This window comes from Streptomyces sp. S186, from assembly GCF_051603415.1.
In the GTDB taxonomy this organism is placed as follows: Bacteria; Actinomycetota; Actinomycetes; order Streptomycetales; family Streptomycetaceae; genus Streptomyces.
This window is the reverse complement of the sequence record NZ_CP193932.1, coordinates 3,823,970-3,836,671: the sequence shown is the minus strand read 5'-3', so window position 1 is coordinate 3,836,671 and position 12,702 is coordinate 3,823,970. Positions and strand designations below refer to the sequence as shown.

The following is a 12,702-nucleotide window of genomic DNA, read 5'->3' as shown; positions in this document are numbered from 1 at the left end:
CTCCGTGGGTGAGGAAACGGGCCCTGAGCTGCGGCTCCTGCGAGGCTTCCCATGTGAGGCTCAAGGCATCATGCAGATCAGGGGAGCGAGAGGGGGGAGTGCATCGGTGCAGCGACTGCGCAGAAGCCGTGGTCAGCGGGGTCGCCGCGACGCCAACTAGGGCCCTCTGCGACCGCTTTGGTCTTGTGGGAGTCCGACAAGGTGCATGAGCGCGACTGCCGTCCAGCAGGAGGAAGTACCGGGACGAGCCGGCGACTCTGCGCTCGTTGAAACCGCGGGTCCATGTTCATGGGGCAAGCCGCCTGAGTCGAACGGGATGAGTGCTCGATCCGCACCGTGACCACATTCTGAAGACGGCTGGCAGTGCGCGACGACTTCGTTGCCGGATCGCCAGGCATTGACCCGGGGTGCCGTGCGGCCCGCAGGCCGCGGGCAAGGCCGGTGAGCATCGAGCGCACCTCAACCGTGCCGGTTGTCGGCGTCGATCTGTGCGAGCCGTGGCGCTCGTCGGAGGTCACACAGACAGAGGCGCTTCCGCCCCGGCGGAAGCGCCTCTGCATCGCATCGGACCCGAGACCTACGGGTTCAGACCGTCAGCTTCTCATGATTCACCCAGACGACCTTGTACGGGTATTTCTGCTGCCACTTGTCGCGGAACTCGCCGAGCTTGGCGTACTCGGTGAGCTTCTGCAGGGTGGGAAGGTCCTTGCAGCTGATTTCCGCGATCGCGCTGGAGACGAAGACGGGAGCGTAGTCGTCGTCCGGCAGTCGCAGGTGCGGCTTGTGGTCGATCTTCTCGGCCAGGCCGGAACCGAGGATGACCTCGTCCATTTCGGAGAAGAACTGGTTCCGCTCCGCCTCGGGCATCGAGTCGGAGAAGGAGAAGACCAAAGTATGGATGATCATTTTCGCCTCTGGACCTATGGGGTGAGATCAGTGCGTGCTGACCCGCCGGCGCCTCTCGCCCGGCGGCCGCGCGCCTTGCACCGTGAAGCTTTCCGCGGTGCACTCAAGGAGCACTCAAGAGGGCGGAGAGGGAGCGCTCAGCTCGCTGACGGGATCGACGCCTCGATCGCGTGCAGGTGCGAGTTGATGGGGCCCACGCCTTCCAGCCGCAGTCCGGCCCGCTCGACGAGCGCGGTCACGCCCTTCTTCGTGTGCCGCTTGCCGTCCGTGTTGAGCAGGAACAGCAGGTCGATGCCGGTGGCGTACTTGATCTCCGGGCTGTCGTCCACGAGGTTCGTGATCACCACGATCCGGCTGCCGGGCCGCCCGGCGCGCGCGGCATTGCGCAGCGCGGTCACGGTCTTGTCGTCGCCCCATTCGAGGATGCTCTTGAAGAGGTAGACGTCGGCCTCGACCGGGATCTCCTTGAGGCAGTCGCCCGCCACGACCTGCGCGCGCGACGCCAGCGACCCCCCGGGGCGCAGCCGTGGATCGGGCTCGGCCACGGCGGCGGGCAGGTCGACGAGAGTGCCCTTCAGGTCCGGATTCTTCTCCAGGAGCGTGGCCAGGGTGTAGCCGCGGCCGCCGCCGATGTCCGCCAGGGTGCGCACCCCCCGCAGGTCGAGCCGCTCGGCGACCGCGCCCGAGGCAAGGCGGCTCAGCTCCGTCTGGGACTTGTTGAACACCTCCGTCGACTCGGGCCACTCGCGGTGCAGACACGTGAAGAAGTCCGTCCCGTACCGCTCCTCGAAGTGCCCCTTACCGGTGCGCACCGCCTCCTCCAGGTGCGGCCACAGTTCCCAGGTCCATGGCTCGGTCACCCACAGCACCCAGAACTTCAGGCTCTCCGGGTGGTCCTCACGCAGCAGCCGTGACGCAGGGGTGTGCGAGTGCCCCTCCGCGGTCTCGGTGAAGATGCCGTAGTACTTCAGCGTGCGTAGCAGCCGTTCCAGGACTTCCGGATCGACCTTGAGGGATGCGGCCAACTCACCAGTAGGAACGGGAGTTTCGCCCAGTACGTCCGCGATGCCGATGCGGGCGGCCACGCGCAGCGCGGCCGCCCCGGCGGAGCTGAGGGAGAGCTCGCGCAGTACGGTCATGGGCACCGGGCCGGCCCTGTCGGCCCCGTTCGTCGATGTGGTCGGCTCGGTCCTGATGATCTTCATCCACCCCTCCGCGGTCGGAACGACACGGACGGCCCCGTGGCCGCCGATCGCCTCGACACTCGGTCCGCGTGCTCAGATGACGCTCAAGGCCGGCTAATCCATGTGCGCTTGACACGTCCTTGAGGGGCGCTTCCTACGGTGTGGCCCATGCAGCGAAGTGATCTCTCGGGTGTGTGGAGCCTGACCGCGTTCGACGATGTGGGCCCCGGAGGCGAGCGGCTCGAGGGCCCCCTGGGGCCGGACCCGCGCGGTCTCCTGATCTACTGCGACGACGGCCACATGTCCGTGAGCCTCATGCGGACCGCCGACTCCACGCGCCGCCCGACGACCCCCACCCGCCTCGACTTCATGGGGTACGCGGGGACGTGGCGGCTCGACGGGGACCGGGTGATCCACAGGGTGACCATCACGCACACGCCACACCTGAAGGACCACGACCAGATCCGCGAACTCCGTGTGGACAACGAGCTGATGAGCCTCTACGGCACGGTGTCGTTCCAGGGCCGGGACGTGCGGCGCGTCCTGGAGTGGCACCGGGCCGGGGAGCGCCGATGACCGTGACTGCCGCCGCCCCGCAGACGACGCCGGGCGATCTGGCGGCCGCCGCGCACCGCATGACCGACACCCTGGCCGAACACGCGGCCACCGCCGACCGGGAGCGGCGGCTCGCACCGGACGTGGTCGCGAAGCTCCTGTCCGCCGGTTTCGCCCGGCACTTCGTCCCGGCCTGCCACGGCGGCACCGAGGGCACGTTCACGGACCTCGCCCAGGCGCTGCGGATCGCCGGCGGCGGCTGTGTATCCGCCGCGTGGGTGGGCCTGATCTACGCCTCGTCGGGCCGCATGGCGGCGTTCCTGCCGCGCGCCGGGCAGGACGAGGTGTGGGCCGACGGCCCCGACGCGGCCCTGTCGAGCGCGCTGCGCCCCTCCGGGAGCGCGACCCGTTCCGGCGACGACTGGCTGGTCACCGGGCGGTGGGACTTCCTCAGCGGCGTGCGGCACGCCGACTGGTCGCTGTTGTGCGTCGCGGTCGAACAACCCCAGGGCGTACGGTACTTCGCCGTGCCGCGCGGCCAGTACACCATCGAGGCGAACTGGTGCCCCACGGGTATGCGGGCCACGGCGAGCGACTCGGTGCACGTCGACCACGTCCGCGTACCCGACGCGCGCACCTTCCCGCACTCCAGCCTGCTCGACGGCAGCGACGACCCTACGGCGGCCGCCTGCTACCGCGCGCCCCTGCCGGGCAGCGGCCCGCCGCTGTTCGCCGCGCCCGCCCTGGGAGCGGCCACGGCGGCCCTGACCCGCTGGGCCGAGCGGCGCACCAAGCGCGACGCCACCGCCCGCCTGGCCCTGACCCACGGAACCGCCGAACTCGACATCGCCCAGCTGCTCCTGGACCGCGCGGTGGCGGCCGCCGACGCGGCGCCCATGACCCGCGAGACCGTGGCGCGCACCATGCGGGACGCATCGACGGCTGCCCGCCTCGTCCGCGATGCCGTCGACCGGGTGGTCGAGCTCTCCGGCTCCGCGATGCTGTCCGAGGCCGACCCGCTGCAGCGCGCCTGGCGGGACGTGCGCACCGCGGTCTCGCACGGCGCCCTCGATCTCGAACGGAGCAGCGCACAGTACGTGCGTGACGTTTGGGGATGGACGACGGACTGACCCTGAGCGATGGAGCCTCGACATGACCGAACACAGCGACGTCGTGGTGATCGGCGCCGGCCATAACGCCCTGATCGCCGCCGCCTACCTGGCCCGTGCGGGCCTCTCCGTGACGGTGCTCGAAGAGCAGGCCGAGCCGGGCGGCGGGACCTCCACCGGCGAGCTGACGCTTCCCGGCTTCGCCGACGACCTGGCGTCCACGTTCCACATGTACGCACAGCTCAACCCGGCGGTGGGCGAGGATGAGCTGGGCCTGGTCGCCGAGCACGGCCTGCGCTACGTCGCCCCGTCCCCGGCCCTGGTGTCCTGCCACGACGGCACCGAGCCGGTCGCCATCGAGCGCAGCGCCGAGGCCACGGCCGACGCCATCGGCCGCTACTCGGATGCGGACGCGCATGCGTTCCTGGAACTGCTCGCCGAGTACGAGCCACTGCTCCCGGAGCGCGTTCGGCGCTCCTCGGCGCCGCCCGGCACGGGTGAGCCGGTGGACGAGGAGGTGGCCCGGCGCTTGGACGCGCTCGCCGCCCGCGACGGCTACAGCCTGGTCCGCGAGCGCTTCGAGGACGACCGCACCCGGGTCCTGCTGCTCGGCTTCGCGGCGGCGATCGGCAACCTGAGCCGGCCGGGGACCGGCTTCGTACCGGCGGAGTTCGCGCTGTTGCTCACCCGCATTTCGGGCGCTGTCCCGGTCGGCGGCTCCGCCGCGCTGCCCCGCGCCCTCGCGGCCTGCGTCCGGGCGCACGGCGGCCGGGTTCTGTGCGGGCGGCGGGCCCAGCGGATCGTCGTGGAGCACGGGCGCGCCACCGGGGTGATCACCGCCGGGGGAGAGCGCTTCACGGCCGGCCGTGCCGTGCTGTCCGCGGCCCATGTGACCCAGTTGCCCGATCTGCTGGGCCCGGACGTCCAGCTGCCGCCCGAGTTCGGCGCGCTGCGCCGCTGGCGCAACGGCGCCTCGGTGCTCCAGGTCCACCTTGCCCTGCGCGATGCCCCACAACTCTCCTACTCCGGCGGCACGTTGCGCCCCGTGACCGCCACCTTCGGCACTCTGAGCGGGCTCGCCGCCCAGTGGGCGGACATCGCCGAGGGCGCCCTGTCCGGCGATGACCGGATAGTGGTGGCGCTCGCTCCGTCGGTCGTCGACCGGACCCGTACGCCCGAAGGTCTCGCGTCGGTACGCCTGTTCACTTACGCGCCCTACCGCCTGTACGGGGACCCGGCGCACTGGGAGGGTGAGAAGGACCGGTACGCGCAGCGACTCGTCGACACATACGCGCGCCACGTCACCGGCTACGAGCCGGGGGACGAGCTGGTTCGTTCCGTCCACTCGCCCGTCGACCTTGCCGCGGCCAACCGGCACTTCGTCGAGGGCGGCTACATGGGCGGCGAGATGATCCCCGGCCAGCTCGGTACCAACCGGCCTGTCCCGGGCTGGAGTTCGTACCGTATGCCGGTGCCGGGCCTCTACCAGACCGGGGCCTGCACGCACCCCGGGGGCGGGGTCAGCGGCTGGCCCGGACGCAACGCCGCCCGGGTGCTCCTGGACGACCTGGGCATCGACCCCGGCAACGTGATGCGAGACCAACGGGACGTGCGCCTTCCCGACATCCCCTCCGTGCAGGCGCGGTCCTGAGCCCCCCGTACGCGGGCTTGATGTGGACCATGCGGCCCACATCAAGCCCCGCGGTCAACTCATGGCGTGGCCCACGGTATTGCGCAGCCGGCCGAGCCCCTCGATCTCGATGACGATCTCGTCGCCGGGCTCCAGCCACTCGCCGCGCGCCAGCCCGACCCCGGCCGGGGAGCCGGTCAGGACGACGTCGCCCGGCAGCAGCGTCATGTCCTGGGCCGCGGCGGAGAGCAGCTCCGCCACCGGCCTGATCATGTCATCGGTCCGCGCGTCCTGCTTCACGTCGCCGTTGACCCACAGCCGGATGCCCAGGTTCTGAGGGTCGTCGACGAAGCGGCTCGGCACGATGCCGGGGCCCAGGGGGCAGAAGCCGTCGAGGGACTTGGTGCGCAGCCAGTCATACGCGAACGGCGGACCCACCGGATCCTCGCGACGCAGCGCGTCGCGGGCCGAGACGTCGTTGGCGATGGTGTACCCGGCGATGTACTCGAAGGCTTCGGCGGGGGAGAAGCCCTTGCCCTCCTTGCCGATGACGACGGCCAGTTCGGCCTCCCAGTCGAGCCGCCGTCCGGGCCCGCCCGGGAAGGTGATCGCCTCGTCGGGGCCGATCACAGTGGTCCGCGGGGTCTTGGGGAAGAAGTACGCCTCGGCGGGCGGCTGCCGCTCCTCGACGCCCATCTCCTTGAGGTGACTGTAGTAGTTGGCGCCCGAGCACAGGATCTTGGAGGGGTACGTCAGCGGCGCGAGCAGCGTCGCGTCGGACACGGCGGTGGCGGGGTCCGGCTGCCACGAACGCAACGTCTCGTCCACCCGCGCCCACTGCCGGAAGAGGTCGAGCAGCGGCGTGTCCGCCATGGCGCCTGGGGCGGCGTAGACGGTTCCGTCGGGGGTCCGGATGCCGGTGCGCGGGCCGGGGCGGGCGCCGGACGCATAGCTGACGAGGGACCAGGGATCGCGAGGCACTGCCGGTGTCTCCTTCACGGTGTCACGGGGATCACGGAGGTTCACAAGTGTCACGGAGCGGGTTCGAGGTTCTCGGTGAACTCGGCCGGGCGCAGCGGGCACCAGACCGCAGTGGGGACGTCCTGCCAGTCGCGCGGCGCCCAGTCCGCCGTGATCTGGTCCATGTCGAGGAAGTACTCGGCCCAACTTCCCCAAGGGTCCCGGATGTAGTGAAAGAGGTTGGAGCCGAAGGTGTGCCGGCCGAGGCCCCAGCTCAGCTCGCTGCCGCGTTCGGCGAGGTTGCGCGCACCGAGCACCATCTCGTCGACGCTGCCGACCTCCCAGCTGGAGTGATGCAGGCCGGGGTGCGTGCTCTGAACGAGGCCGAAGACGTGGTGGTCTCCGGGGCCGCAGTTCATGAAGGTGACCACGCCCGGCACCCGGTCCGAGACGCCGAGTCCCAGGACACGCCCGTAGAACCGCTCCGACCTGGCCACGTCCGAGGAGAAGATCAGCACATGGCCGAGGCGGCGCGGGCGGGCGGGGACGTCGGCGGTCAGCCACCGCGCCTCGCCGAGGCGCCGGTAGTCGCCGGGCACGTTCATGGGCGGCGCCGCGGCAGGACACGGAAGCGACGGGCTCTCCTCCCGTATGGTGATCCGGTTGCCGTCCGGGTCGCGTAGCCACAGGCCGCCCTCCACTTCGTCCGACGGCGCGTCCTCGAGGCGGACACCGAGGCCCTCCAGGCGCCGCTGCATCTCGGGCAGGGCGCCGGGGGCGACGCCGAACGCCACGTGATGCAGCCTCTTGTCCGGTCCTTCGAGGAGCAGCGTCCGGTCGAGGTCCTGGCCGTCGCAGCGCACGGCCAGCCCCTTTCCGCGCTCGGTCACAGACAGGCCGAAGTCCTCATAGAACCGGCCGCCCCGGCTCACGTCGGGTACTTGCAGGCCGTAGTGGAGGAGACTGGAAACCCGCACCGCACACTCCTTTCTCGCGTCTCTCTGTCGATTTCCCCATGGGTTTCTCCATGGATTTCCCGGTACAGCAACTGAAGTTCCCCCGAGGGCTCAAGTCCCGTCTTCTCGGCCATGGCCCGGCGCAGCCGACGGAATACTGAAAGAGCTTCCGTGCGGAATCCACTGCGCTGGAGCGCGAGCATGTAGTAACGGTGCAGCAGTTCATCAAAAGGGAACTGGACTGCAAGGTCCGCCAGTTCGGGCAGCACGCACTGATGACGCCCCATGCCGATTTCGGCCTCGATGCGCAACGTACGCGCCGTCAGACGGGACTGCTCGACGCGCGCTGTCGCCGCCCGCAGCGGAGACCCGCGGTCGACGCCGGCGAGCAGCGCCCCGCGCCACATGCCGTCTGCCTGCCGAAGGAGCCGTATGCCCCGGTCCAGGTCGCCCGCGCGCAGCGCCTCCCGTCCGGAGCTCTCCAGGGCCTGGTAGCGGGGCAGGTCGAAGGAGCAGTCCTCGGTGTGGAAGGCATACCCCTTGTTCCTGGTCTGCAGCAGGTCGGCCCGTACGTCGGCGCCGCGTAGACCGAGCGCGACCGCCAGGTTGCGGCGGATGCTGAGGACATAGGCGTGGATTGCCGTTACGGCGGTCCTGGGCGGCCGGTCGGACCAGAGTTCTTCGGTGATGGTACTGATCGGAACGGTGCGCCCGGAATTCATGAGAAGAAGTGCGAGGAGCTTCCTTTCCTTGGGTGCGGTCGGTGTGGGCAGCGCATTTCCGGAACGCAACTGGAGCGGACCGAGCACCCGGATGTCGAGCATCGAACCCCCTGTAACCGACACTCCTTCGTGGAATGCCCCCACACCGTAAGCAGCGCCGCTCAAGCCGCACTCAAGCAGTGGTCCGTGAGCCGGTCTTGAGGAGCGCTTGAGGTCTGCTTTCCAGACTCGATCCCACGTGGGCTCCCGTCCTCACCGGGGGCCGGCGAATCCCCAATCCGTCCGTCAGCTGCCCGCACCGGGAAGGCGCTCATGATTCTGCATACCCTGATCTACCGGTTCGACGACGAGGTCACCGAGTCCCAGCGGCGTCAGTTCTTCGACGGCCTGCAGGAACTGGTGCTCGGCTCGGAGCACATCGAGGGCTTCGGCTACGAGGCCCATCAGTGGCTGCCCGTGGACGAGAACTCGCGTGGCATGACGGGCCAGGTGATCGCGCAGTACGCGGCCAAGGACCTGGACGCGCTGCGGAAGTTCTCCGAACAGCCGGACGTGCACGAGTTCCTGACCACCTGGCGGTCGAAGATCTCGTACGAATCCGCCTACGCCAACCACCCTGAGATCACCTTCGCCGGGCGGCGGACCCTGCGGCACACCGAACACACTGTGACCGTCGACGCTCCCGTCGACGTGGTCTGGGACGTCCTCGTCGATGTTGAGGGGTATGCCCGGATCTTCCCGCCCACGCGGGAAGCGAAGATCATCGAGGGCTCCGAGACGCACCAGATCGTGCGCCTCGTCGTCGACGTCAACGGCCAGGTGCAGTCGTGGGTCTCGCGCCGCGACATCGACCACGAGCGCCATGTGATCGCCTACCGCCAGCTCGAACTCGCGCCGCTCATCGGGCACATGGGCGGTGAGTGGCGCGCCTACCCGCTGACCGCGACCCGTACCCAGCTCGTCCTCACGCACGACTTCAAGCCCAAGGACCCCGTGGACGGCAAGGTGGCGGGCAAGTTCACCTATGAGGAGGCCGACGAGCTGCTCCAGGGCGGCGTCGAGCGGAACAGCGTTGACGATCTCGGCGCGGTCAAGTCCGAGGCCGAGCGCCGGGTGAGTGGGGCGGCATGACGCGGTTCATCGACCTGAGTGTGGCCACGCGGTCCACACCGAGCGAGGCCACACCGGTCACCGTCGAGCTGCTCGACCACCGGACCGGGGCCACGGTGCTCGGTTTGGCGCCCGAGGACTTCCCGGACGGCATGGCCATCTCCAACGAGACGGTCACGCTGACCACGCACACCGGCACCCATATGGACGCCCCGCTGCACTACGGCCCGGTCAGCGGCGGCGCACCGGCTCAGAGCATCGATCAGGTGCCGCTGGAGTGGTGCCACGGCCCGGGCGTCCGCCTGGATGTGCGCCATGTACCGCCGGGCGAAGGCATCACCACCGACCACGTGGAGGCTGCGCTGAAGGAGGCCGGCCACGAACTTTCCCCCGGCGACATCGCGTTGCTGTGGACGGGGGCCGACCGACTGTGGGGCTCCGCCGACTATCTTCGCGTGTACCCGGGGCTGACCGGCGCCGCAACGGCCTACCTGGTCGAACGCGGGGTGCGGGTGATCGGCATCGATGCCTGGGGCCTGGACCGCCCCATGCACCGCATGATCGAGGATTACCGGCGGACCGGCGACAACGGGTACCTGTGGCCCGCGCACATCTACGGCCGCACCGCCCCCTATCTGCAGCTGGAGAAGCTCGCCCGCCTCGACGCCCTGCCCGCGGCCACGGGGTTCACCGTGTCGTGCTTCCCGGTGGCCGTGGCGGGCGCGGGTGCCGGCTGGACCCGGGTCGTCGCCCTCGTCGCAGAGCCCTGACCGCACCGAGGAGGAACATGACCGCCACGGCAGCCTTTCGTCGATTGGCGCTCGACCCCGCGGCACAGGACCTGCTGTTCCGTGAGGCACGCACCGCCACGGCCTTCGACTCCGAAGCCGTCGACGACGACCAGGTGCGGGCCATCTACGAGCTGGTGAAGTACGCGCCGACGTCGATGAACCAGCAGCCCATGCGCATCGTCCTGCTGCGCTCCGAGGAGACCCGCCGGGAGCTGATGTCCCACCTCGACCGGGGCAACCGGCCGAAGACGGCGTCGGCGCCGCTGGTCGCGCTTCTCGCGGCCGATCTCGGCTTCCACGAGAGGCTGCCCGAGGTCTTTCCCCATCTCCCCTACGCGAAGGACCTGTTCGCCGATGCCGCGGTACGCCGCGAGTCGGCGCTGTTCAACACCGCGCTCCAGGTCGCGTACTTCATCGTCGGCGTACGGGCCGCGGGTCTGGCCGCGGGGCCGATCGTGGGCTACGACGCCGACGGGATCAACAAGACGTTCTTCGGCGACGGCACCCGGGAGATCGTCACCGTCGTCAACATCGGCCGCCCCGCCCGGGAGCCGGATCACCCCCGGCTGCCCCGGCTTCCTTTTCACGACGTCGTCACCACCGCCTGACCCCAAGAAGGTCACCATGAGACAAGCAGGAGAGCCCCGACCCCAGCCGGCCGGTGACTGGGCCGTGTGCCCGCGGTGCCGAGAGATGATCTACGGTCCGCGGCTCGCACGGAATCTGCGGGTGTGCCCCGGCTGCGGGCACCACCACCGGCTCACCGCCCCCGAGCGCATCGCCCAGCTCTTCGACGAGGGCAGTACGGAGCTGCTGGCCCTGCCCGTGTGGAGCGGTGACCCCCTCCGATTCACCGACACCAAGCCGTACGCGGAGCGCCTGGAGGCGGCGCGCACCGCCACCGGGCTCGACGAGGCCGTGGTCCTGGCGCGCGGCACCCTCGGAGCGCACCCGGTGCTCGCGGCGGTGATGGACTTCCGGTTCCTCGGCGGCAGCCTGGGCACGGCGGTGGGCGAACTGATCACACTCGCCGCCGAACGGGCCCTGAGCGAGCGCGTCCCGCTCCTGATCGTCACCGCGTCGGGCGGCGCCCGCATGCAGGAGGGCGCCCTGTCCCTGATGCAGATGGCGAAGACCGCGCAGGCCCTCGGCGACCTCGACCGGGCCGGGATTCTCACGGTTTCGCTGATCACCGACCCGACGTACGGCGGGGTCGCCGCCTCCTTCGCCACGCTCTGCGATGTCATCGTCGCCGAACCGGGCGCCCGGATGGGCTTCGCGGGTCCCCGGGTCATCGCGCAGACCATCCGGCAGGAGCTCCCCGAGGGTTTCCAGACCGCCGAACACCTCTTGGAGCACGGCCTGGTGGACACCATCCGGCCCCGGGCCGAACTGCGCGAGACCCTGACCCGACTGCTTGCCGCCGGGTCACGGCGGATCCGGCCGGACGGCAGCCCACCGCCCGCGGAGTACTCGCTGATCCGGGACCCCGGCCGGCTTCCCGACGCGGACGTCCGGGACACCGTGCGGCGCGCCCGGCACCTCGGCAGGCCCACCACACTCGACTACATCGGGCGCCTCTGCACCGGCTTCGAGGAGCTGCACGGCGACCGCATCGGCGGCGAGTGCCCCTCGATTGTCGGGGGGCCCGCGTGCCTGGACGGGGTGCCGGTGATGGTCATCGGCACGCAGAAGGGCCATACCGTCAAGGAGCTGCGCGAGCGCAACTTCGGCATGGCGACCCCGGCGGGATACCGCAAGTCCGCCCGGCTGCTGCGGATGGCGGGCAAGCTCGGCCTGCCGGTGATCACCTTCGTCGACACCCCGGGCGCGTACCCGGGCGTGGAGGCCGAGGAGCAGGGCCAGGCGGTCGTCATCGCCGAGAACATCCGCCTGATGGCCACGCTTCCGGTGCCCGTGATCACCCTGGTCAGCGGCGAGGGGGGAAGCGGCGGCGCCCTGGCCCTGGCCGTCGCCGACCGCGTCCTCGTCTGTTCCCACTCCATATATTCCGTCATCAGCCCCGAGGGCTGCGCGGCGATCCTCTGGAACGACCCCGCGATGGCCCCGGAAGCGGCGGAGGCCCTGCGCATCGACGCGGGCGCGCTGCTGCGCCTCGGCATCGCCGATGCCGTCGTGACCGAGCCCGCACAGGGCGCCCACAGCGATCCGGACCTCGCCGCCGACCACGTGCACGCGGCGCTGACCTCGGTTCTCGCCGAGTTGCGCGCGCTGTCTGCGGCGGAGCTCGTCGCCGAACGGCACGCGCGCTTCCGGGCCTTCGGCGCCGTGGAGTCCTTCATCAGCGCCACCGAGGAGGCGATGCAATCGTGACCACGAGCACGGAGGGCACCGAAGGGGCCCTCGACGAGCTGCGCCGCCACGCGGTGCGGCTCGTCCGGGAGTTCCCGCGGCCACCGAAGTCCCTGCGGCTGCGGGCGGGCGAGCTGACCCTCGAAGCCGAGTGGGACGAACAGCCGGCGCGCGGTGCCCCGGCCCCCGAGGACGACCGGGCGCCCGAGTCGCACGCGGCGCAGCTCTGCGCGGACATGGTCGGCGTCTTCTACCGGGCGCCGTCCCCCGAAGCGCAGCCGTTCGTCGGCGAGGGCGACATCGTCGAGCCGGGCCAGCAGGTCGGAATCATCGAGGCGATGAAGCTGATGATCCCGGTCGAGGCGGACCGCCCCGGCCGGATCGTCGAAGTCCTGAAGCAGAACGGCGATCCCGTCGAGTACGGCGAGCCGCTCTTCGCCCTCGCGCCGACGGGCTGACGGCGGGG

Annotated in this window: 13 protein-coding genes; 8 read left to right on the top strand and 5 right to left on the bottom strand. The window is 70.5% G+C overall.

The window, feature by feature from the left end; all coding sequences use genetic code 11:
• Positions 1-585: 585 nt before the first annotated feature.
• Together ACRAS8_RS16310 and ACRAS8_RS16305 are read right to left on the bottom strand one after the other, a co-directional pair.
• Complete coding sequence (locus tag ACRAS8_RS16310; protein ID WP_438486782.1) at positions 586-906, bottom strand: hypothetical protein; 321 nt, start codon at positions 904-906, stop codon at positions 586-588.
• A 137-nt stretch (positions 907-1,043) separates the two neighbouring features.
• Positions 1,044-2,111, bottom strand: a complete 1,068-nt coding sequence (locus ACRAS8_RS16305; protein ID WP_438486781.1) for a methyltransferase — start codon at positions 2,109-2,111, stop codon at positions 1,044-1,046.
• 147 nt (positions 2,112-2,258) lie between these two features.
• On the opposite strand from ACRAS8_RS16305, the gene ACRAS8_RS16300 reads away from it, so the two are divergent.
• The 3 genes from ACRAS8_RS16300 to ACRAS8_RS16290 are packed head-to-tail and all read left to right on the top strand — an operon-like array spanning position 2,259 to position 5,405.
• The gene (locus ACRAS8_RS16300; protein ID WP_438486780.1) at positions 2,259-2,666 is read left to right on the top strand and encodes a lipocalin-like domain-containing protein; all 408 of its coding nucleotides are present in this window, start codon (positions 2,259-2,261) and stop codon (positions 2,664-2,666) included.
• Positions 2,663-3,775 carry an acyl-CoA dehydrogenase family protein gene (locus ACRAS8_RS16295; protein ID WP_438486779.1) on the top strand — a complete coding sequence of 371 codons (1,113 nt, stop codon included), beginning with the start codon at positions 2,663-2,665 and terminating at the stop codon, positions 3,773-3,775. Before ACRAS8_RS16300 ends, ACRAS8_RS16295 begins: the two co-directional genes overlap by 4 nt.
• A gap of 22 nt (positions 3,776-3,797) precedes the next feature.
• The gene (locus tag ACRAS8_RS16290; RefSeq protein ID WP_438486778.1) at positions 3,798-5,405 is read left to right on the top strand and encodes a phytoene desaturase family protein; all 1,608 of its coding nucleotides are present in this window, start codon (positions 3,798-3,800) and stop codon (positions 5,403-5,405) included.
• Positions 5,406-5,459: 54 nt separating this feature from the next.
• Here the strand turns inward: ACRAS8_RS16290 and ACRAS8_RS16285 are convergent, their stop codons facing one another.
• From ACRAS8_RS16285 to ACRAS8_RS16275, 3 genes are read right to left on the bottom strand one after another with little or no spacing between them, the layout of a single operon-like run.
• Entirely contained in the window at positions 5,460-6,365 is a 906-nt protein-coding gene (locus ACRAS8_RS16285) for a fumarylacetoacetate hydrolase family protein (RefSeq protein WP_438486777.1), read from the bottom strand.
• A gap of 50 nt (positions 6,366-6,415) precedes the next feature.
• Positions 6,416-7,321, bottom strand: a complete 906-nt coding sequence (locus ACRAS8_RS16280) for a VOC family protein (protein WP_438486776.1) — start codon at positions 7,319-7,321, stop codon at positions 6,416-6,418.
• Complete coding sequence (locus ACRAS8_RS16275) at positions 7,273-8,124, bottom strand: AfsR/SARP family transcriptional regulator (protein WP_438486775.1); 852 nt, start codon at positions 8,122-8,124, stop codon at positions 7,273-7,275. Before ACRAS8_RS16275 ends, ACRAS8_RS16280 begins: the two co-directional genes overlap by 49 nt.
• 210 nt (positions 8,125-8,334) lie before the next feature.
• On the opposite strand from ACRAS8_RS16275, the gene ACRAS8_RS16270 reads away from it, so the two are divergent.
• The 5 genes from ACRAS8_RS16270 to ACRAS8_RS16250 are packed head-to-tail and all read left to right on the top strand — an operon-like array spanning position 8,335 to position 12,694.
• A complete protein-coding gene (locus tag ACRAS8_RS16270; RefSeq protein ID WP_438486774.1) occupies positions 8,335-9,153 on the top strand; it encodes an aromatase/cyclase in 819 nt (272 codons plus the stop codon).
• The gene (locus ACRAS8_RS16265) at positions 9,150-9,902 is read left to right on the top strand and encodes a cyclase family protein (RefSeq protein WP_438486773.1); all 753 of its coding nucleotides are present in this window, start codon (positions 9,150-9,152) and stop codon (positions 9,900-9,902) included. Before ACRAS8_RS16270 ends, ACRAS8_RS16265 begins: the two co-directional genes overlap by 4 nt.
• Positions 9,903-9,919: 17 nt before the next feature.
• Positions 9,920-10,531: a malonic semialdehyde reductase gene (locus tag ACRAS8_RS16260; RefSeq protein ID WP_438486772.1), complete on the top strand. Its 612-nt coding sequence runs from the start codon at positions 9,920-9,922 to the stop codon at positions 10,529-10,531.
• A 16-nt stretch (positions 10,532-10,547) separates the two neighbouring features.
• Positions 10,548-12,257 carry an acetyl-CoA carboxylase, carboxyltransferase subunit beta gene (accD, locus tag ACRAS8_RS16255; protein ID WP_438486771.1) on the top strand — a complete coding sequence of 570 codons (1,710 nt, stop codon included), beginning with the start codon at positions 10,548-10,550 and terminating at the stop codon, positions 12,255-12,257.
• Complete coding sequence (locus tag ACRAS8_RS16250) at positions 12,254-12,694, top strand: acetyl-CoA carboxylase biotin carboxyl carrier protein (protein WP_438486770.1); 441 nt, start codon at positions 12,254-12,256, stop codon at positions 12,692-12,694. The genes accD and ACRAS8_RS16250 overlap by 4 nt, the downstream gene beginning before the upstream one ends.
• The last annotated feature ends 8 nt before the right edge of the window (positions 12,695-12,702 follow it).